The sequence below is a fragment of the Sporichthya brevicatena genome (assembly GCF_039525035.1).
Taxonomy (GTDB): domain Bacteria; phylum Actinomycetota; class Actinomycetes; order Sporichthyales; family Sporichthyaceae; genus Sporichthya; species Sporichthya brevicatena.
Genome location: NZ_BAAAHE010000007.1, coordinates 39575 through 57913, shown reverse-complemented (window position 1 = coordinate 57913; position 18339 = coordinate 39575). Strand labels below are relative to the sequence as shown.

Here is an 18339-nt window from a genome sequence, read left to right as displayed (position 1 = left end):
GCGACGACGAGGAGGCTCCGCCCCCATGCAGTCCCGGCCGACGTCCGCGGCGGTCCGTGAGGCACTGAACGCCGCCGACTTCCCCGCGAGCAAGGACCGCCTGGTCGAGTGCGCCCAGACCGCCGGCGCCGAGATCGAGGTCGTCCGCACCCTGCGCGCCCTGCCCGCGGAGCGCTTCGCGAGCGCCGACGACGTGCTCCACGCCGTCGAGCGTCTGTGACGGGCGTCACAACAATCGCGCGAATCGCCCGGGGTAGATCCCCGGCATGCACGCGCGCCCCCACCCCCGAGCGGTCGCCATCACGCAGGGTGTCCATCACCTGGTGATCGTGCTCGGCGCGTTCTTCTTCGCGCTGGCGATGGCGGCCGTCGCGGTCCAGGGCACCGGGCCGCGCACCGTGGAGGTGAACTTCCCGCACCGCGTCGAGCTGCAGACGGGCCCGACCGCCCCGCTGGACGCAGCCCCCTCGAGCACCCAGACGCACTGAGCCGGAAGAATCCGTCCGAGCCGAGAGGACGGGGTGCCCATGCGTGCCGTGCAGGTGACGAAGCTGGACGGGCCGGAGTCGGTCGAGATCGTCGACATCGCCGAGCCCACGCCGGAGCCCGGTGAGGTCGTCATCGAGGTGCACGCCGCCGGGTTCGCGTTCCCGGACGTGCTCCAGACCCGCGGGATGTACCAGTACCAGCCGGATCTGCCGTTCACGCTCGGCAGCGAGGTCGCCGGCGTCGTGCGCACCGCACCGGCGGACAGCGGGCTCGCGGCGGGCGATCGCGTCGTCGCGCTCGGCATCAACCGCGGCATGGCGGAGGTCGCCTGCATCCCGGCCTCGCAGGTCTTCCGGCTCCCGGACTCGGTGCCGATGGAGCAGGCGGCCGGGTTGCTCTTCAACGATCTGACGGTCCATTTCGTCCTGACGAAGCGGGCCGGCCTGGTCCGCGGCGAGACCGTGCTCGTCCACGGCGCGGCCGGCGGCATCGGCGTCTCGGCGCTCCGGCTCGCCCCGGCGCTCGGCGCGGGTCGCGTCATCGCGGTCGTCAGCGACGAGACGAAGGCCGCCGTCGCCCGCGAGGCCGGCGCGGACGACGTCGTGCTCGTCGACGGCTGGCTGAACCGGGTCCGCGAGCTCACCGGCTCCGGCGTCGACGTCGTCGTCGACCCCGTCGGCGGCGACCGTTTCACCGACAGCCTGCGCTCCCTGCGCCCCGGTGGGCGCCTGATCGTCGTCGGCTTCACCGCCGGCGAGATCCCCACCGTCAAGGTCAACCGTCTGCTGCTGAACAACATCGACGTCCGCGGCGCCGGCTGGGGCGCATGGTGGATGACCCACCCTGGCTACCTCCACGAGCAGTGGGCCGAGCTCGAACCCCTCTACGCCAACGGCACGATCAAGCCGTTGCCCCTCACCGTGCTCCCGTTCGACCAGGCCCTCGACGGCCTCCTCGCCATCGACCGGCGCCAGGTCACGGGCAAGATCGTGCTCCAGGTGCGCTGACCCGGCGCCCGGGTCGAGGTGGTGCGGCCCCGTGCGGTCGTAACGTCAGCGGGATCGAGCGCTATGACGCGCGATCTCGCTGACGTAACGGGGGGTCAGAGGGCCGAGCGGAGAAAGGTTCCGACGGCGGCGAGGGCGTCGCGGCCGGCGGGGACGGCACCGGCGAGGCCGGCGAAGCCGTGGACCATGCCGTCGTACCGGGTGGTGGTGACCTCGACGGCGGCGTCGGCGAGGGCCGTGGCGTAGGCCTCGGCGTCGTCGCGGAACGGGTCGTGCTCGGCGGTGACGACGAGCGTCGGGGGGAGGCCGGCGAGGTCCGTCCGCGGCGGCACCAGCCCCTCACCGCCGGACGGGGCGTACATCGACCACCCCGACCGCACGAGGTCGGCGCTCACCAGCGGCACCCCGGACACGTCCGGCACGGCCTCGGTCAGCACCGGGTACAGCAGCGCCTGCGCGCGGAGGGACGGTCCGCCCTCGTCGCGAGCCCGACGGGCCGTCAGCGCCGCGAGCGTCCCGCCCGCCCCGTCACCGGCGATCGCGAGGGACGCTGGGTCGATGCCCAGTTCCTCGGCGTGCTCGGCGATCCAGGTCAGCGTCTCGAAGCAGTCGTCCGGCGCCGCGGGGAACGGGTGCTCCGGCCCGCGGCGGTAGTGCACGGCGATCACGGCGCAGCCCGACGCCGCGGCGAGCGAGCGACACAGGGTGTCGTGACTCTCGAGGTCGCCGAAGAAGAACCAGCCGCCGTGGACGAACAGCACCGCCGGCAACGCCCCCGCCGCCGGGCGGTAGAGCCGCAGCCCGATCCCGCCGAGCCGCCGCGGGATCGTCACGTTCCGCACCTCGGCGAGGTCCAGCGCCGGACCGGCGAGCCGGTCCGCGAACCGGGCGAACACACGCCAGCTCGGGACGTCGGTGGGCCGCACCTCGGCGGCGATCGACGCGAGCTCGGCCAGGGCCGCCTCGACGCCCTCCCCCACCTCCACGGTGCACGTCAGGGGCAGACCGGTCACGTCGCGCTCTCCTCCCGCAGCCACAGCGAGTCCAGGTGGGTGTCCGTGCCCGGCACCGTACCGACGAAGGGCGAGCGCCACCGGACCTCCGCACCGGCAGCGGCCACCGCCGCGTCGTGCGCGACACCGAACTCCGACGAGCCCTCCGCCGACGCGAGGAACCACAGCCCCAGCACCACGTCCATCGCCTCGGCGGGCCCGGAGCGGAAGTTCACCGCCCGCGGCACGTCCCCGACGACGAGACCGACGCCGGGCCGCTCGCACAACGTCCGCGCCACCGCGCGGTACACATCAACGGCACCGGAGACGAGCGTCAGCATCACCGCGGGATACCGGCGGTCCAGCGCCAACGCCGGCGGGACACCGGCGACGGCCGACGTCTCCGTCCACGGTGCGGGCAGCCACCACACCCGCTTCACCCTGCCGGGCGCGGTCATCCGGCCGGCCGCGGTCAGGACCGGGATCTGCTCCACGCACCAGGGCCAGAAGGCAGAGCCCTCGTCGGCGAGCCAGTACGCGTTGAGCAGCGTGCCGACGTCGGGCTCGTCGGCGACGCGGTCGCGCTTCTCGGCCGCCCGGGCCACGAACCGCCCGCCGGCGAGAACACCCGGCCCGAGCAGCACGCCCCCGTAGAAGTGGTCGCGCTCGTACCAGCGGTTGAACTCGACCTCACGGCCGCGATCGGGGTCGATCAGCGTCAGCAGCGCGCTGCCGAGCGGCGTCACGTAACCGGTCATGCCGCCACTCTGGCCGATCTACGCCGGCGCCGGACGCTCCGGGGGGTCCGCCGCGGTGCGGACCTGGTCCGCCACCTCGTGCAGCAGCGACCGGTGCTCGAGCTCGGTGAGGTCGGCCGGCAGCGGGATCGACCAGTTCGGCCGTCCACCGTCCGCCCCCGGGATGTTCGGACGATCCGCCGCGCCGGCGACGTCGTCGAGGGCGACGGTGAGTAGCAGGCTCGGGGTGCGGGCGAGCAGACCGTAGGCCCCCGCCACCGCCTCCTCGACTGACGCATCGTCAGCCAGGCTCGCGCCGGTCGCGAGGCGGTCGCGCATCTCCGCCGTCCCCTCCTCGTTCGGATCCATCCCGAGCTGGCGCTGCTCTCGCAGGTCCGACCCGGTCCACAACCCCGCCACCGTCGGAAGGTCGTGCGTCGTCACCGCGGCCATCGCCTGCTCGGGCCAGGACGCCGGCTCGTCGGACTCGAACCACAGCAGCCGGTAGGACAGGATGCCCCGGTCCGCCATCGCCTCCCGGACGCCGGGCTCGACGGTCCCGAGGTCCTCCCCCACGGCGAGCGCCCGGGCCCGCCAGCTCTCCAACGCGACGATGTCGAGCAGGTCCTCGGCCGGGTAGCGCACGTACGCCCCGTCGGCCGGCGAGGCGCCGCCCGGCACCCACCAGAGCCGGAACAGTCCCATGACGTGGTCGACCCGCAACCCGCCCCCGGTGGTCATCGACGCGCGCACGGTCTCGATGAACGGCTGGTACGCGGCGTCGACGAGACGCCACGGCACGAACGGGGGCAGACCCCAGTCCTGGCCCTTGGTGTTGAACTCGTCCGGGGGTGCGCCGACGCTGACGTTCTCGGCCAGCAACTCCGGCCAGGCCCACGCGTCGAACCCGCCCGGGTCGACGCCGATCGGCATGTCCTGGATCAGCGCGATCCCCTGGCTCGCATCCTTGAGCTGACGCTGCGTCAGCCATTGGAGCCAGCAGTAGAACTCGATGCGGTCGGCGTGACCGTGCGCGAAGGTCGTCACCGCCGACGACATCGGCGTCCGCAGCGGCACCGGCCACGACCGCCAGCCCGGCCCGAACTCCTCGCTCAGGACGCACCAGGTCGCGAACTGCTGCAGCGACGGCCCCGAGGTGCGCGTCCATGCCTCGAAGTCCGGGCAGGGGTCGCGCCGGCGGATCGCCCAGATCCGCTCCAGGGCCGCCAACTTCAGCCGCCACACCTCGTCCCGGTCCAGGTGCGGGTCGGCGTTCAGCGCGCGTCCCGCCTGGGCGGCCCGTTCGACCTCGACCACCCCGGCCGCACCCGGCACGTGCTCGACCGCGAGATAGAGCGGGTTCAGGAACCGCCGGCTCGCGGGGTAGTACGGGCTCGCCTGCTGGGGGATCGTCGGCGAGACCGCCTGCACCGGGTTGACGAGCACGAACCCGGCCCCGAGCTCACGGCTCGACCACCGCGCCAGCCGGCGCAGATCCTCCAGGTCACCCATCCCCCAGCTGCGCTCGGACCGCATCGCGTAGACCTGCGCGGCCCAGCCCCGCATCCGCCGGTCGGGCAGGTGCGCCCGCCCCGGTCCGAGGATGAGCCGCCGCGCGCGCCCGGCGGGGCCGATCATGGCGTGGTACCCGTACGGCAGGTCGGCCGGGAAGAAGTCGGCGACCTCGCGGGTCGACCCGTCCTCGAGGACGAGGTACGCGTGCCCGTCCGGCACCGGCTCGCCGGGGCGCGTGACCAGCGGCCGCGGCGGGCGGTCGTCCGGCGGAGTGCCGATGCGGTCCCGGACGGCCTCGAGGACCTCCGGCGCGATCGACCGCACCGTGCCGCCCGCGTCCAGGAACCGGTCGTCGATCCCCCACGCGTCGGTCACCGGTACGGACCTGTCGCCGGCGGACATGTCGTTGGAGGGAGACACCCGAAACCTCGCAGACCTGGAGCGGTGAGCAAGAACTCCCACCGAACCGGGCCCGGAAACCCCGTCCGCGGGAGTTCTTGGCCGGTAGCCCCGGGCGCCTCAGCGACGCAGCGTCGCGGCGTGCAGGACGGCCCGCTCCCGGGCCAGGCGGACCTTGCGGGGGTGGAGGCGCCGCCGCAGCGCGCGGGCCTCGGCGAGCTCGGCAAGGAGGATCTCGCGGCGGCGCAGCCGGAGCTCCTGCTGGGCGGCAGCCGCACGCCCCGGCTGATCGGTCTCGGAGGCCTCCGGCTCGACGTCGGACATGGTTAAACCCTGCCCGGCCCGCCGGGGTTACACCTCGAGGCCAAGAATTAAGCCGATTCAAAGGTCGTGGCGGGTCCTAAATCGGCAAAACCGGGGTACACCTGTACTCGGGATAGGAAGCCCGCAACCCACCCACAGCTCGGGCAGCAGGTCCGCCAGCCGGTGACTTGTAGCTGTGGGTTAAGGCACCCACCACGTTGTGGGTGCCTTTGCGTGTCCGGACCCGGGCGCCGGTGACCGTCATCGCGCGGCGAACCAGGTGTCCCAGTCGGGCCCCCGCCGGAGCGCGCCGGGACCGGGGACCATCGACCCGCCGGCCATGCTCGCCGGCGCGGGCACCGCCTCCACGCGCACCCGCTCACCGGTGCGCGCGACGACCCGCTCGACCAGGTCGACCAGCCGCTCCACCTGCGGCCCGGCGAGGTCGACGTCGCCGTCCACCTGCCCGGTCGCGGCCTCCAGCAGCAGCGCCACGACCTCGTCGGTGGACACCGGCTGGGTCGGGACGTCGACGATCCGGACCACGTCCCCGTCCCGGTTCCACTCCAGCATCTGCCCGGGGAACTCGTGGAACTGCGTCGCGCGGACGACGAGCGGCCCGGGTGCCGTGGCGCGGGTGGCCTCCTCCTGCGCGAGCTTGGCGACGTAGTAGCCGTAGTCAGGGCTGCGGTCGACCCCGACGATCGAGAGCACGACCGTGCGGCCCACCCCGGCCGCGCTCGCGGCCTTGCCGAGGTTCTCGGCCACGGTCACGAAGAACTCCGTCGCCTCCTTCTCGTCCAGCGCCGGCCCCTGCGTGACGTCGACGACGGCGTCGACACCGGCCAGTGCCTCCTCCAGCCCCACCGGGGCGAGCAGGTCGTACCCGGTGCTGCGGGCGAGGCCCACGACCTCGTGCCCCTGCGCGGTGGCGAGCGCCACCAGCTTGCGCCCGACCATGCCGGTGGACCCGGCGACGGCGATCTTCATATCCACTCCTTCGAGAACGCGACGACAAACGCGGATAACTACTATCCGGGTTCATCTAAACACGGACACTCGAAGTCCGCGATACCCTGGGGAGGTGAAGCTCGCCACCGGGGTCGAATGGGCCGTCCACTGCTGCGTCGTCCTGAGCGCGGCGGACGGGCCGGTGCCCGCGCCCCGGCTCGCGGAGTTCCACGGGGTCTCGCGGACGTACCTGGCGAAGAGCCTGCAGGCCCTGTCCCGGGCCGGCCTGGTCTCCTCGACCGAGGGCCGGGAGGGCGGTTACGTGCTGAACCGGCCACCGGCAGAGATCACCGTGCTCGACGTGGTGCTCGCGGTCGAGGGCGACGCCCCCGCCTTCCGGTGCACCGAGATCCGGCAGAACGGCCCGTTCGGCGCGCCCCCGGAGCGGTGCGTCCGCCCCTGCGGCATCGCGGCCGTGATGGCGCAGGCCGAGCAGGCCTGGCGCGACTCCCTCGCCGCGACCACGATCGCCGACCTCGCCGCCGCCGTGGCCGAGATCGTCCCGCCCGACGAGGCCCGCGCCGCCCGGGCGTGGCTGTCGCAGTAGGGGCCAGTCAGTCGCGGCCGCGCGTCAGGACGGCGCCGGGCCACCCGGGCCGGGCAGGGTCGGCCGGGACCCGGTGAACAGCCAGGTGTCGAAGAACCGGCCGAGGTCGCGGCCCGAGACCTTCTTAGCGTGCGCGACGAATTCGGAGATCGTCACGGCGTCGCCGGCGCGCTTGGTCGCCCAGCTGCGGAGCATGCGGAAGAAGGTCGAATCTCCCACGACCTGACGCAACTGATGGAGCGTCATGGCGCCCCGGACGTACACCGCGCCGTGAAACAGGTTCTCCGCGCCGGGGTCGCCGATGCGGACCGACCAGAAGTCCGGGTCGTCCGCGTAGGCCTCCCAGGTCTCGGCGAACCGCTTCGCCGCGGACTGCCCGCCGGTGCGCTCGGTGTAGAGCCACTGCGCGTACGAGGCGAAGCCCTCGTTCACCCAGATGTTGCGCCAGTCCGCGAGGCGGAGGTTGTCCCCGAACCACTGGTGCGCGAGCTCGTGCACGACCACGCCGACGCCCGAGCCGCCGGGCACGAAGAACTTCGGCGAGTACACCGGGCGGGTCTGCGTCTCGAGCGCGAACTCCGCGGCGGCGGCGTGCACGATCGCGCCGCCGATGTCGTACGGGTACGGCCCGAACATCTCGGCCAGGGTCGCGATCACCGTGGACTGCTGGGCGAGCGCGTCGCGCGCGAAGTTCGGGCCGAGGATGCGGTCGACGGCGTCCCAGTAGCGGATGCCCTCCTTCGTGTACGCCTTCAGGTCCAGGTCGCCGATCGCCAGCACGACGAGGTACGACGCCATCGGGTCGTCGGCGCGCCAGGTCCACACCGACCGCCCGGCCGCGCTGCGCCGCTCGGCGAGCACGCCGTTGCTGACCGCCGTCAGCCCGGCCGGCACGTCCACCGTCACGGTGTACGTCGCACGGTCCTTCGGATGGTCGTTGACCGGGAACCACGCCGTCGCCACGTGCGGCTGACCGGTGAACACCGCCCCGGTCAGGGTGCGGTGGAAGCCGCGGGCCTCGGTCCCGGACAGCGTCGGGTCGGGGATCCCGTCGTACGTGACGACGGCCGTGAAGGTCCGCCCCCGGATCAGCCCGGCGGCCGGGGTGATCTCCAGTTCCTGCCCGCTGCGGGTGAAGCGGGCCGCGGCGCCGTCGACCGTGACCTTGCGGACGTTCAGGCCGACCAGGTCGAGGTTGAACCGCGCGAGGTTCTGCGTGGCCTTCGCCCGGATGGTGGCGACCCCGGCGAGGTGTCCCGGGAGCGGGTCGTACCGGACGGCGAGGTCGTAGTGGTCGACGTCGTAGCCGCCGTTGCCGTCGCCGGGGAAGTAGGAGTCCCCGACGCCGGCGGCCCCGGGGACGAAGGCGTCCTGCGCCTGCGCGTTTCCCGGGGCCGTGAGCACCGCTCCGACGAGGGCGGCGGTCGCGAGGGCGAGCCCGGACCGCAGCGGCAGGCGAAATCGGCGCATAACGCTCAGAGTGCCATGCCGACCGCTGCGGTGCGGGCCGGTCCGTCAGTCAGTTCGCCAGCCCAGTTCGCCGGCTCAGTCCTGCGGCTCGACGAACTCGGTCAGGGCCTTCCACTCCTTGCCCGTGTACTGCGCGATGCGGGCGCCCTTGGTGCCGCTGTGGCCGCCGGGGAGCGCGCCGAACGTCACCGGCGGGATGAGGCCGGTCTTGAAGTCGGACAGCTTCTCGCCCTCGGCGCGGAACTTCGCCCAGCAGACGTCGTCGCCGAGTCGCTTGACGATCTCGAAGAAGACCTGCGCGGAGGCGTAGTTCTGCAGCGCGAAGGAGTTGTCGGCCTCGGCGCCGCCGCCGGCCTTCATCGCCTCGCGGTACTTCTGCACCTCGGGGGCGTCCGAGGTCGGGAACTCGAGGATCGCCGAGGAGATGAAGCCTTCCGCCGCGGGACCGGCCGGGCCGACGGTGCTCGGGCTGCCCGGGCCGCCGGAGGACGAGTTGCCGACGATGAGCGTCGACCACTTCAGGTCCCGCGCCTCCTTGAGCAGCAGCGCGGTCTGCGCGTTGTCGGTGCCGGAGATGACGGCGTCGGGGTTCTTCGCCTTGAGCTTGAGGATCGCCGAGTCGACGTCGGTCGAGTTCGGCTCCAGCTTCTCGTTGGCGACGAGCTTGACGTCGTGCTTGGGCGCCTGCTCGTCGACGGCCTCGGCGAAGGCCTTCCCGAGGTCGTTGTCCTGCGTCAGCAGCGCGACGGTCTTGACCTTCTTCTCCTTGGCCAGCCAGTCGATGATCACGCGGACCTGGTCCTTGTGACCGGTACCGAGCAGCCAGACCTCGCCCTTGTCGGGGTCCGGCGGGAGGACCGGGGCGAACATCGGCATGCCCTTGCGCTCCAGGTAGGAGAAGCTGCCGGGCAGGTTCGCCGTACCGGCCGGGCCGAGGACCGCGAAGACCTTCTCCTCCTCACCGAGGCGGCGGATGTTCGCCACCGACCGGGCGGCCTCGAAGCCGTCGTCGAGCACGACGAGGTCGACCTTGCGGCCGTTGATCCCGCCGTTGGAGTTGACCTCGGCGACCGCGGCCTTGAGCCCGGCCTCGAAGCCCTTGCCGGCCGTGGCCGCGCCGCCGGAGAGCGGCAGCGAGGTGCCGACCTTCAGCGCGGTGTCGGTGACGCCCTGCGAGACGCCGCTGCACGAGCCGTCCCCGCCGGCCTGCACCGCGGGCTTGTCGTCGCTCTGGGAACTGCAGCCGGCAGCCGCCAGCAGGATGGCAGCCGCGGCGAGCGCGGTCCGGCGCGTGGTCATCGAGAACTCCTTGCTCGGGTGGGATCCAGACGGGGGCAACGGGCGGGACAAGTTCCGGAACAGGGCATCAGTGCGCCCCGAGGTAGGCGCGGACGAGTCGGTCGTCGCCGGCGAGCTCGGCGGCGGGAGCCTCGAGCACGGTGCGGCCGCCGGCGAGGACGTAGGCGCGGTCGGCGATCGCGAGCGCCGCCGCGTGCTGCTCGACCATGAGGAAGGTCGTCCCCTCGGTGCGCAGCCGCTGCACCAGGCCGAGCAGTTCGTCGACCACGGAGGGTGCGAGACCGAACGACGGCTCGTCGAGCATGACCAGCCGCGGACGGGCGAGCAGGGCGCGGGCGAGGGCGAGCATCTGCTGCTGACCGCCCGACAACGCCGCGGCCGACTCCTTGAGTCGCGGCTTCAGCATCGGGAACAGCTCGAGCAGGTTCGCGCGGTCGGCCGCCACGGCCGCCGCCCCGTCCTTGCGCAGGACGGTGCCGAGGTCGAGGTTCTCCGCCACCGTCAGCCCGGCGAGGATGCCGCGGCCCTCCGGCACGTGGCCGAGACCGCGCGCAGCCCGCGCCTCGGGTGGCCCGGAGAACAGCCGGCCGTCGAAGGTGATCGACCCGGCGCGTGCCGCGACGACGCCGGAGATCGCTCGCAGCGTCGTCGTCTTGCCCGCACCGTTCGCGCCGAGCAGCAGGACGATCTCGCCGGGGGCGACGTCGAGCGAGACGCCGCGCAGGACGTGCGCGCCGCCGTAACCGGCTTCGAGATCACGGACCGACAGCAGCAAAGCCCGCTCCCAGGTAGGCGTCGACGACCTCCGGCTGCGCGAGGACCTCGGCCGGGGTGCCCAGGGCGATCACGCCGCCCTGGTGCAGCACGGCGAGCCGCGGACACAGCCGCGAGACCAGCGCGAGGTCGTGCTCGATGATCACGACCGCGAGGTCGTTGTCGGCGGCGAGTTCGACCAGCGGCGCCACCATCGCCTCGACGTCCTCGGCGCCGAGACCGGCCGCCGGCTCGTCGAGCAGGACGAGGCGCGGGCTGGCGATCAGGGCCCGCGCGACCTCGACGATCTTCTGCGTCGCGAGCGGGAGCGCCGAGGCCTCCTCGTTCGCGTACTCGACGATGCCGAAGCGCTCGAGCAGGTCCAGCGACCGCTCCCGGGCCGGGCGGGAGTCGCGACGCGACCCGGCGATCGCGCGCAGGTGCGCGAGCGGCCCGGCGCGCCCGTCGAGGCCGAGCATGACGTTCTCGACGACGCTGATCCCGGCCACGAGCTTCGGCGTCTGGAAGGTGCGCCCGACGCCGCGCCGCGCGATCGCGTCGGGGGCGACGCCGATCAGCGTCTCGCCCCCGAGCCGGACGTCGCCGCCGGCCGCGCGCACGTAGCCGGACACGACATTGAACACGGTCGTCTTGCCCGCCCCGTTGGGGCCGACGAGGCCGGTGAACCCGGTCGGCACCTCGAGGTCCACCGACCGCAGGACGTGGTTGCCGCCGAAGCTGACCGCCAGCTCCCGCAGCGTCAGCACCGATTCCGGAGTCGCGGCCGGAGTCGAGTCGGTCATCAGGCGTCACCCCCCGAGGAGGCCAGGGCGGGTTGTTCGCCCGCGGCCGGAGCGGACGGCGCGGCGGCGGAGCGCCGCGTCCGGAACCGGCGCCAGAGCGCCGGCAGACCGGCCAGGCCACTGGGCAGGAAGCGCACGACGAGGATCAGCGCGATCGCGTACGCGAGGCGCTGCCCGGCGCCGAGGTCCTGCAGCAGCTCGCGGGCGACGACGACGAAGATCGCGCCGAGCAACGGGCCGAGGAGGAACGTCACCCCGCCGACGAAGGCGACCACGAGGAACTGGATGAGCAGGCCGACGCCGAAGATCTCCGGCGTCAGGTAGGCCTGCAGCTGGCCGTAGACCGCACCGGCGAGCGCGCCCATCGCCGCGGACAGCGCGAAGGCGACCAGCTTGTAGCGGGCGGCGGAGATGCTGACCGACGCCGTCGCGACCTCGGCGTCGCGCACCGCGAGCAGGCACCGGCCGAGGCTGGTGACCCGGATCCGCCAGGCGACGAGCAGCGCGAACGCCGCCACGCTGAGCGCGAGGTACCACTGCGAGGCGGCGACGTCGAGGCCACCGAACTGCACGGGCTCGACGTCGGTGCCCGCGATGCCACCGGTGATCGAGTCGAGCTCGACGAACCCGCGGCGGACGAGCTCGGAGAAGGCGAGCGTGGCGATCGCGAGGTAGAACCCGTGCAGGCGCACGGCCGGGAACCCGATCACCGCGCCGGCCGCCGCCGCGGCGAGGCAGGCGAGCGCGGCCGCGAGCGGCCAGGGCATCCACTCGTGCCAGTAGGCCGTCAGATAGGCGCCCATCCCGAAGAAGGCCGCCTGCGCCAGGACGACCTGCCCGGTCCAGCCCATGATGATCGTCAGGCCCAGCCCGGCGACCATGTAGACGGCCACCAGCGAGACCAGGAACAACCGGTACGGGTTGACCAACGAGGGAAGCGTAAGAAGGACCATCACGACGGCCGTGACGGCGAGCGCCTTGACGACCGTCAGCGCCTTGATGTCGCGCAGCACCGGTCAGACCTCCCGTGTCCGTACCGTGCCGAACAGCCCCTGGGGGCGGAGCAGCAGCACGAGCAGGACGACGAGCAGCGCCACGGCCGGGCGCGCGGACGTCGAGATCCAGTAGCCGGCGAGGTTCTCGATCACGCCGAGACCGAGGCCGGCAGCGAGCGCTCCCCACACCGAGGTGAAGCCGCCGACGGTCGCGGCGACGAAGCCCTTGAGCACCATCGAGCCCGCGTTCTGGTCGGTCAGCAACGTCGACTGGCCCTGCAGGACCATGGCCAGCGTCGCGATGACACCGGCCACGGCCCACGCGGTCCGGAAGACCCAGGAGACGCTGACGCCGACCAGTCGCGGCGTCACCCGGTCCTCGGCGACGGCGCGCATACGAACACCGCCGGGAGAGCGGAAATACCTGGCCAGCGCGTAGGTCACGGCGATCGCGAGCCCGAGCGACACGAGCTGATTGGCCGTCACGCGGGTACCGAAGACGTCCCAACTGGCGGTGAACGGCGAGTCGACCTCACGCGGCTGCGAGCCCCAGAACAGCTGGGTCAGCGCGTTGAGTCCGACGAAGATGCCGATCGTCATCAGGACGCCGGCGAACTCGGACTCGGACAGCAGAGGCCGGATCAGCACCCGTTCGAGCACCACCGCCAGCAGCGCACCGCAGAGCAGGGCGATCGGGATCGCGATGAAGTACGGGATGCCGGCGTCCATCAGCGTCCAGAGCATGAACGCGCCGAACAGGCCCATCTCCGCCATCGCGAAGTTCGGCACGTTGGTGGCCCGCATGACCAGCACGAGAGCCAGTGCCATGAGGGCGTACCAACTGCCTGACTCCAGGCCGTTGACGACCTGTTCGCTCACGGGCGCCCCAGCGTCGTTGGATGGCTAGCGACTATAGGAGGGCCGCGGGAACCGTGACAAGGATTCGGCTCCGTCCAGGGGCTCCGCGGGACGCGGCGCGGCCCCTCCGGGTGACGCCGCCTCAGGCGTTGGTGACCCCGAGGCCGAGTCCGCCGTCGATGGTCAGGACCGCGCCGGTGTGCCACTCGGCCTGCGCGAGGTACTCGACCGACTCGGCGACCTCGTCCGCGGTCCCGGGGCGACCGATGGCGTGGGCGGGGCCGAGCGAGGCCATGCGCGCGGCGGCGGTGGCGTCGTCCATCAGACCGGCGCGCTGGTTGATCTCGGTGAGCACCCCACCCGGACGCACGCAGCTGACCCGCACGCCCTGCGGGCCGAGCTCGGCCGCGAGGACCCCGGTCAACGTCTCGAGTGCGCCCTTCGTCGCGGCGTAGGGCGAGGCACCGGGGAAGGCGCGCTGGGTGTGGACGGACCCGAAGAAGATCACCGCGCCGGCGCGTTCGCGCAGGTGGGGCAGGGCGAGGCCGGTCAGCAGCATCGGGGCGATGACGTTCGAGGAGAAGATGTCCTGCAGACCCTCCTCGGTCAGCTCGTCCACCGGTCCGCGGTACATGTTCGCGGCCGAGTTGACCAGGACCTCCAGCCCGCCGCCGAACTCGACCGCGGCCTCGATCATCGCCGCGCGGTCCGCCGCGGAGGTCACGTCGCCGGGGACGGCGAGGGCGTTCGGGCCGGCCTTCTCCGCCACCGTCTGGATCTTCTCGGCCCGGCGCCCGGTGAGCGTGACCTTCGCGCCCTTGGCGGTCAGGCGGTGGACACACGCCTCGCCGATCCCCGAGCCACCGCCGGTGACCAGGACCGACATCCCTTCGAGCCGACGGCCCATGATCAAGTTCCCTTCGTTGTCTGACGGATGTTCAGCGGCTGGTGCCGGTGCTCAGCGACCGGTCGTCCAGCGGATCGCCCGGCGCACGATCTCCCGGTGCGCCGGGACCTCGTACGAGGGCGGGTGGTGGCCGAGCGCGTCGTAGACGACGCGGCCGCCGCCGTACTCGCGGGACCAGAGCAGCGGGCGCGCCGGCCCCTCGGTGCCGGGCGCGACCGCGGTCAGCAGCCCCTCGACGTCGGGCCGCAGGTCGAGCTCGGAGTAGACCTCGTCGACGAGGTCGAACGGGTCGATGTCGGCGGTCAACGCGTGCTCGTCGGCCGCGTGCTCGACCGGCCGCACGGAGATCTCCGGCCCGATCTGCGGGTGCCAGGAGGTGCCCCACACCCACGCGCCGCCGAGGATGTCACCCCACTCCGGCCAGTCGTCGAAGCAGATGGCGGCGGTGTGCATCCCGAGCAGCCCGCCGCCGGCCGCCAGGTGGCGCGCGAGCGCCTCGCGGGCCGCGGGCGAGACCGTCCGGCCCTCGACGTCGGCGAGCACGCGGTACCGGTCGGGCGTCGCCCCGGTCATCGTCCAGCGCAGGGCGTTGACCACGAACAACGCGGCCCCGGGGAGCGCGGCGAAGGCCGACTCGACGTCGGTGTGGACGTCCGCGGTCACTCCCTGCGCGTCCAGCAGGTCCGCGAGGCACGCGGTCGTGGCCGGGAAGTCGTGGGTGAGACCGCCGGACAGAACGACCGCTCGCACGAAGCAACTCCTGGAACTCTACGGTGATGCCGAACGTTTTTCACGATCAGCGTGCGGACGTCAGGATGACGCTAGCGACGACCCCGGACCCGAACAAGGAGCCTCGGAAAGCGTCCAGGTTCAGCTCAGGGACTGCGCAACCCTTGAGTGATGGCCCTCATAGTAGCTACCTTCGTAACGACTAGTCCAGTGGTACGGCGAAAGGCGGACGAATGAGCGTCACCGCAGAGGTGTCGCGGCCGATCGTGCTGAGCACGTACGCCGACGTGCGGGAGGCGCTGCGCGCCCGCGACCTCAAGCAGGCGCTCTACGACGCCGGTGGCGCGGTCATGTCCGGCGCGCTGATCACCCTGCACGGGGACGAGCACAAGCTGCGCCGCCGCGTCGAGAACCGACTGTTCCGCCGGGGCACCTTCCGGTACTGGGAGCTGACGCTCGTCCCGGGGACCATCGAGCAGAGCTACGCGCCGGTGCTGGCCGACGGGTCGACCGACCTGGTCCACCTCGGACGGCGGACGATCATGTACCTGACCGCGCTGGTCGCCGGCATCGACCCGCCGGAGAACACGGACCGCGCCGACCGGCTCGAGGACCTCGCCCGCGTGTTCAGCGCCGGCGCGACCGCGATCCACTCCACCCGCGACCCGGCCGAGCTGCACGCCGAAGTCACCGCAGCGATGGAGGTCTTCGAGACCGAGTTCCTGCGCCCGTCCCGCGAGCGCCGCGAGCAGCTGCTCGCCGACCTCGCCGCCGGCCGGATCACCGAGGAGGACCTCCCCCGCGACGTCCTCACCGCGCTGCTGCGCAACCGCGCCGAGCTGGGCGTCGACGACGGCCAGATCCGCCGCGAGGTCGCGTTCTACCTGCAGGCCGGGTCGCACAGCACCGCGAACCTGTTCACCCACTCCGCGCACCAGGTGTTCCTGCGGATGGACGACCCCACGTTCGCGGCCCGCCTCGACGACCGCCGCTTCCTGCAGCGGTGCGTGCTGGAGACCCTGCGCCTGAACCCGGCCTCGCCCGTCGCCTGGCGGACCGCGGTCGAGGACATCACCCTGCGCAACGGCATGGAGATCCCCGCCGGGTCGCTCGTCGAGCTCGACCTCAAGTCCGCCAACACCGACCCCGCCGTGTGGGGCCCGGACGGCGAGCTCTTCGACCCGGACCGCGAGCTCCCCGACGGCGTCCCGCCGTGGGGCCACTCCTTCGGCGGTGGCATGCATGCCTGCATCGGCATGGAACTCGACGGCGGGGTGCAGAACACCGGTGCTCCCGACGACCACGAGCCCGTGTTCGGCACCGTCACGCTCATGATTCACGCTCTGCTGCGCAGCGGCGCCCGTCCGGACCCGGCGAACCCGCCGCGGCTGGACTCCGACTCCAAGCGTCACAACTTCGCCAGCTACCCGGTCGTGTTCGAGGAGGCCCTCCGATGACCGTCACCGCTCCGTCCACGCCCGAGGCCAAAGAGCCGCTGGTCGTCAGCACGTTCGCCGAGGCGAAGGAGGTCTACCGCGCGAAGGACCTGCGGCAGGCCCTCTACGACGAGGGTGAGGTCGTCATGGGCGACGTCCTCGTCAACCTCCACGGTGCCGAGCACCGCGCGCGGCGCCGCGCGGAGAACAAGATGTTCCGGCGCGAGGTCTTCGAGCGCTACGAGCGTGAGCTCTTCCCGCAGGTCATCGAGCGCACGCTCGCCCCGTACGTCGAGGCCGGTCGCGTCGACCTGGTGACGCTCGGCCACGAGCTCCTGCTGAACCTCGCCGCGCTGACCGCCGGCGTCGACCGGCCCCAGGGCACGGCCGAGGAGACGCACCACCTCTACAGCTACATGATGCTGTTCATCGAGGGCGCGACCCTGGCGCACTCGACGGGCGACAAGGACGCCCAGCGCAAGTGCATCTACGCCGGCCTGCTCGACTGGGACCGTGACTTCCTCGCCCCCTCGATCGAGCGTCGCCGCGCGCTGCTCGAGCGCAAGGCCGCGGGTGAGGACGTCGAGCTCCCGCGCGACGTCCTCACGACCCTGCTGGAGAACTGGGACGAGCTCGAGCTCACCCACGAGGTGCTCCGCCGCGAGATCGCGTTCTTCCTCCTCGCCGGCGCCCACACGACCGCGACCGCGTTCGTGCGCTCGATCGACCACATCCTGAGCTGGGTCGAGAAGCACCCCGAGGACCTCGAGGTCATCCGCACCGACCAGCTGTTCGTGCAGCGCTGCATCCACGAGACGGTGCGCCTGAACCCGTCGAGCCCGATCGGCAAGCGCCGCGCGCTGGCGCCGGTGTCGCTGTCGTCCGGCGAGGTGAACGAGGGCGACTTCGTCATCCTCGACCTGCAGAACATCAACCGCGACCCCGAGGTGTTCGGCGAGGACGCGGCCGAGTTCAACCCGCGCCGGCCGCTGCCGCCGGGCGTCGCGCCGTTCGGGCTGAGCTTCGGTGGCGGCATGCACGTCTGCATCGGCCAGGACCTCGCCGCGGGCGTCGTCCCGCGTGCGGACTTCGAGGCCGACAACCACCTGTTCGGTCTGCTGACCGGATCGGTGCAGGCCGTGCTCACCGCCGGCGTCCGCCGCGACCCGGACAACGCGCCGGAGCGCGACAAGAACACCCTGCGCCCGTACTGGGGCAGCTACCCGGTCCTGCTCGGGGACGGGTCGTGAGCGGCTTCCGGCACGTCGTGATGTTCCGCTGGCAGCCCGAGGCGACGGCGGAGCAGCGGGAGGCGGCAATCTCGGCTCTCGGCCGCCTCAAGGAGGAGGTCGCGGACCTCGGCCGCCTGAGCGTCGGTCTCGATGCCGGGCTGGCCGAGGGCAACGCGGACGTCGTCGTGGTCGGCGACTTCCCGAACTCCGAGGCCTACCTCGCCTACCAGTCGGACCCGCGGCACACCAAGGTCGTGACCGAGTACCTGCGCCCGATCATCGCGGAGCGCGTGGCGCTGCAGTACGAGCTCTGACGCTCCCCCGCGCCGCACCCTTGCCGGCGGCCTGCCGCACCAGCGGCAGGACCCGCCGCGGGATGCGCTGCGTCAGCGCGACCTGCGAGCGCGTCCGCACGACGCCGGGGATCGCGATGATGCGCTGCACCACGTGCTCCAGCTCCGGGGTGTCGCGCGCGACGACCTGACAGAGCAGGTCGCCGTCGCCGGTGACGGTGTGCGCCTCGATGACCTCGCCGATCTCGGTGAGCGCCTCGACCACCGAGTCCAGGTGACCCTGCGCCAGGTCGAGCTGGATGAACGCCGCGACGGGGTAGCCGAGCGCGCGGGTGGAGACCTGCGGCGCCAGGTCGGTGATCACCCCCGTCTCCTGCAGACGCAGGAAGCGCGCCGCCACGGTGCCCCGCGCGACGCCCAGCACCCGTGCGTACTCCCGCAGCCCCGCTCGGGGGTGTTCGAGCAGTTCCAGCAGCAGGGCACGGTCGAGGTCGTCGACGGACATGGACAGGTGCTCCGTTCGGCGCGGTCGGGGTGGACTCGGACTGAGCCAATGGCCCAGTT

Annotated in this window: 21 protein-coding genes; 7 read left to right on the top strand and 14 right to left on the bottom strand. The window is 72.5% G+C overall.

Translation table 11 applies throughout. The features are described 5' to 3' along the window. Positions 1 to 25: 25 nt before the first annotated feature. Genes ABD401_RS03385 through ABD401_RS03375 form a run of 3 tightly spaced genes read left to right on the top strand, consistent with a single transcriptional unit; the run spans position 26 to position 1496 of the window. Positions 26 to 220: a DUF2795 domain-containing protein gene (locus ABD401_RS03385; RefSeq protein ID WP_344601599.1), complete on the top strand. Its 195-nt coding sequence runs from the start codon at positions 26 to 28 to the stop codon at positions 218 to 220. Positions 221 to 266: 46 nt separating this feature from the next. Further along, positions 267 to 488 carry a hypothetical protein gene (locus ABD401_RS03380; RefSeq protein WP_344601597.1) on the top strand — a complete coding sequence of 74 codons (222 nt, stop codon included), beginning with the start codon at positions 267 to 269 and terminating at the stop codon, positions 486 to 488. Positions 489 to 527: 39 nt separating this feature from the next. Then, entirely contained in the window at positions 528 to 1496 is a 969-nt protein-coding gene (locus tag ABD401_RS03375; RefSeq protein WP_344601595.1) for an NADPH:quinone oxidoreductase family protein, read from the top strand. A gap of 95 nt (positions 1497 to 1591) precedes the next feature. Here ABD401_RS03375 and ABD401_RS03370 read toward each other — a convergent pair whose 3' ends face one another. The 5 genes from ABD401_RS03370 to ABD401_RS03350 form a co-directional block, all read right to left on the bottom strand. Beyond that, positions 1592 to 2509 (bottom strand): alpha/beta hydrolase, encoded by a 918-nt coding sequence (locus tag ABD401_RS03370; RefSeq protein ID WP_344601593.1) that lies wholly within the window; start codon positions 2507 to 2509, stop codon positions 1592 to 1594. Then, positions 2506 to 3246 (bottom strand): hypothetical protein, encoded by a 741-nt coding sequence (locus ABD401_RS03365; protein WP_344601591.1) that lies wholly within the window; start codon positions 3244 to 3246, stop codon positions 2506 to 2508. Before ABD401_RS03365 ends, ABD401_RS03370 begins: the two co-directional genes overlap by 4 nt. 18 nt (positions 3247 to 3264) lie before the next feature. After that, positions 3265 to 5115, bottom strand: coding sequence for a 4-alpha-glucanotransferase (malQ, locus tag ABD401_RS03360; RefSeq protein ID WP_344601589.1), 1851 nt, complete (start codon positions 5113 to 5115; stop codon positions 3265 to 3267). Between the two features lie 144 nt (positions 5116 to 5259). Continuing rightward, entirely contained in the window at positions 5260 to 5463 is a 204-nt protein-coding gene (locus tag ABD401_RS03355) for a hypothetical protein (protein WP_344601586.1), read from the bottom strand. A 240-nt stretch (positions 5464 to 5703) separates the two neighbouring features. Further along, entirely contained in the window at positions 5704 to 6432 is a 729-nt protein-coding gene (locus tag ABD401_RS03350) for an SDR family oxidoreductase (protein ID WP_344601584.1), read from the bottom strand. 94 nt (positions 6433 to 6526) lie between these two features. Between ABD401_RS03350 and ABD401_RS03345 the strand changes: the two genes are divergently transcribed. After that, positions 6527 to 7000 (top strand): RrF2 family transcriptional regulator, encoded by a 474-nt coding sequence (locus tag ABD401_RS03345; RefSeq protein ID WP_344601582.1) that lies wholly within the window; start codon positions 6527 to 6529, stop codon positions 6998 to 7000. 24 nt (positions 7001 to 7024) lie between these two features. On the opposite strand, the gene ABD401_RS03340 is transcribed toward ABD401_RS03345, so the two are convergent. From ABD401_RS03340 to ABD401_RS03305, 8 genes are all read right to left on the bottom strand, one after another. Beyond that, positions 7025 to 8470: a M1 family metallopeptidase gene (locus ABD401_RS03340; protein WP_344601580.1), complete on the bottom strand. Its 1446-nt coding sequence runs from the start codon at positions 8468 to 8470 to the stop codon at positions 7025 to 7027. A gap of 75 nt (positions 8471 to 8545) precedes the next feature. Continuing rightward, positions 8546 to 9769, bottom strand: coding sequence for an ABC transporter substrate-binding protein (locus ABD401_RS03335; protein ID WP_344601577.1), 1224 nt, complete (start codon positions 9767 to 9769; stop codon positions 8546 to 8548). Positions 9770 to 9836: 67 nt separating this feature from the next. Beyond that, on the bottom strand, positions 9837 to 10544 hold the full coding sequence (locus ABD401_RS03330) for an ABC transporter ATP-binding protein (protein ID WP_344601575.1): 708 nt from the start codon (positions 10542 to 10544) through the stop codon (positions 9837 to 9839). Next, positions 10525 to 11325, bottom strand: a complete 801-nt coding sequence (locus ABD401_RS03325) for an ABC transporter ATP-binding protein (RefSeq protein WP_344601573.1) — start codon at positions 11323 to 11325, stop codon at positions 10525 to 10527. The genes ABD401_RS03330 and ABD401_RS03325 overlap by 20 nt, the downstream gene beginning before the upstream one ends. Next, positions 11325 to 12338, bottom strand: a complete 1014-nt coding sequence (locus ABD401_RS03320) for a branched-chain amino acid ABC transporter permease (protein ID WP_344601571.1) — start codon at positions 12336 to 12338, stop codon at positions 11325 to 11327. Before ABD401_RS03320 ends, ABD401_RS03325 begins: the two co-directional genes overlap by 1 nt. A 3-nt stretch (positions 12339 to 12341) precedes the next feature. Beyond that, complete coding sequence (locus tag ABD401_RS03315) at positions 12342 to 13199, bottom strand: branched-chain amino acid ABC transporter permease (RefSeq protein ID WP_344601569.1); 858 nt, start codon at positions 13197 to 13199, stop codon at positions 12342 to 12344. Between the two features lie 121 nt (positions 13200 to 13320). Further along, entirely contained in the window at positions 13321 to 14085 is a 765-nt protein-coding gene (locus ABD401_RS03310) for an SDR family NAD(P)-dependent oxidoreductase (protein ID WP_344601567.1), read from the bottom strand. A gap of 51 nt (positions 14086 to 14136) precedes the next feature. Continuing rightward, complete coding sequence (locus ABD401_RS03305) at positions 14137 to 14835, bottom strand: ThuA domain-containing protein (protein ID WP_344601565.1); 699 nt, start codon at positions 14833 to 14835, stop codon at positions 14137 to 14139. A gap of 212 nt (positions 14836 to 15047) precedes the next feature. Here ABD401_RS03305 and ABD401_RS03300 point away from each other — a divergent pair, with 212 nt between their 5' ends. The 3 genes from ABD401_RS03300 to ABD401_RS03290 are packed head-to-tail and all read left to right on the top strand — an operon-like array spanning position 15048 to position 17796. Next, positions 15048 to 16271, top strand: a complete 1224-nt coding sequence (locus ABD401_RS03300) for a cytochrome P450 (RefSeq protein ID WP_344601563.1) — start codon at positions 15048 to 15050, stop codon at positions 16269 to 16271. Further along, entirely contained in the window at positions 16268 to 17500 is a 1233-nt protein-coding gene (locus ABD401_RS03295) for a cytochrome P450 (protein WP_344601561.1), read from the top strand. Before ABD401_RS03300 ends, ABD401_RS03295 begins: the two co-directional genes overlap by 4 nt. Beyond that, entirely contained in the window at positions 17497 to 17796 is a 300-nt protein-coding gene (locus tag ABD401_RS03290; protein WP_344601559.1) for a Dabb family protein, read from the top strand. Before ABD401_RS03295 ends, ABD401_RS03290 begins: the two co-directional genes overlap by 4 nt. Here the strand turns inward: ABD401_RS03290 and ABD401_RS03285 are convergent. Continuing rightward, a complete protein-coding gene (locus ABD401_RS03285; protein ID WP_344601557.1) occupies positions 17759 to 18280 on the bottom strand; it encodes an Lrp/AsnC family transcriptional regulator in 522 nt (173 codons plus the stop codon). The two genes, ABD401_RS03290 and ABD401_RS03285, sit on opposite strands and share 38 nt — an antisense overlap. Positions 18281 to 18339 lie beyond the last annotated feature (59 nt).

What these genes read in the sequence shown, in the direction of transcription:
- ABD401_RS03385 (WP_344601599.1), top strand. Translation starts at nt 26, where the DNA reads ATGCAGTCCCGGCCGACGTCCGCGGCGGTCCGTGAGGCACTGAACGCC.
- ABD401_RS03380 (WP_344601597.1), top strand. Translation starts at nt 267, where the DNA reads ATGCACGCGCGCCCCCACCCCCGAGCGGTCGCCATCACGCAGGGTGTC.
- ABD401_RS03375 (WP_344601595.1), top strand. Translation starts at nt 528, where the DNA reads ATGCGTGCCGTGCAGGTGACGAAGCTGGACGGGCCGGAGTCGGTCGAG.
- ABD401_RS03365 (WP_344601591.1), bottom strand. Translation starts at nt 3,246, where the DNA reads ATGACCGGTTACGTGACGCCGCTCGGCAGCGCGCTGCTGACGCTGATC.
- ABD401_RS03355 (WP_344601586.1), bottom strand. Translation starts at nt 5,463, where the DNA reads ATGTCCGACGTCGAGCCGGAGGCCTCCGAGACCGATCAGCCGGGGCGT.
- ABD401_RS03350 (WP_344601584.1), bottom strand. Translation starts at nt 6,432, where the DNA reads ATGAAGATCGCCGTCGCCGGGTCCACCGGCATGGTCGGGCGCAAGCTG.
- ABD401_RS03340 (WP_344601580.1), bottom strand. Translation starts at nt 8,470, where the DNA reads ATGCGCCGATTTCGCCTGCCGCTGCGGTCCGGGCTCGCCCTCGCGACC.
- ABD401_RS03335 (WP_344601577.1), bottom strand. Translation starts at nt 9,769, where the DNA reads ATGACCACGCGCCGGACCGCGCTCGCCGCGGCTGCCATCCTGCTGGCG.
- ABD401_RS03325 (WP_344601573.1), bottom strand. Translation starts at nt 11,325, where the DNA reads ATGACCGACTCGACTCCGGCCGCGACTCCGGAATCGGTGCTGACGCTG.
- ABD401_RS03310 (WP_344601567.1), bottom strand. Translation starts at nt 14,085, where the DNA reads ATGGGCCGTCGGCTCGAAGGGATGTCGGTCCTGGTCACCGGCGGTGGC.
- ABD401_RS03300 (WP_344601563.1), top strand. Translation starts at nt 15,048, where the DNA reads ATGAGCGTCACCGCAGAGGTGTCGCGGCCGATCGTGCTGAGCACGTAC.
- ABD401_RS03295 (WP_344601561.1), top strand. Translation starts at nt 16,268, where the DNA reads ATGACCGTCACCGCTCCGTCCACGCCCGAGGCCAAAGAGCCGCTGGTC.
- ABD401_RS03285 (WP_344601557.1), bottom strand. Translation starts at nt 18,280, where the DNA reads ATGTCCGTCGACGACCTCGACCGTGCCCTGCTGCTGGAACTGCTCGAA.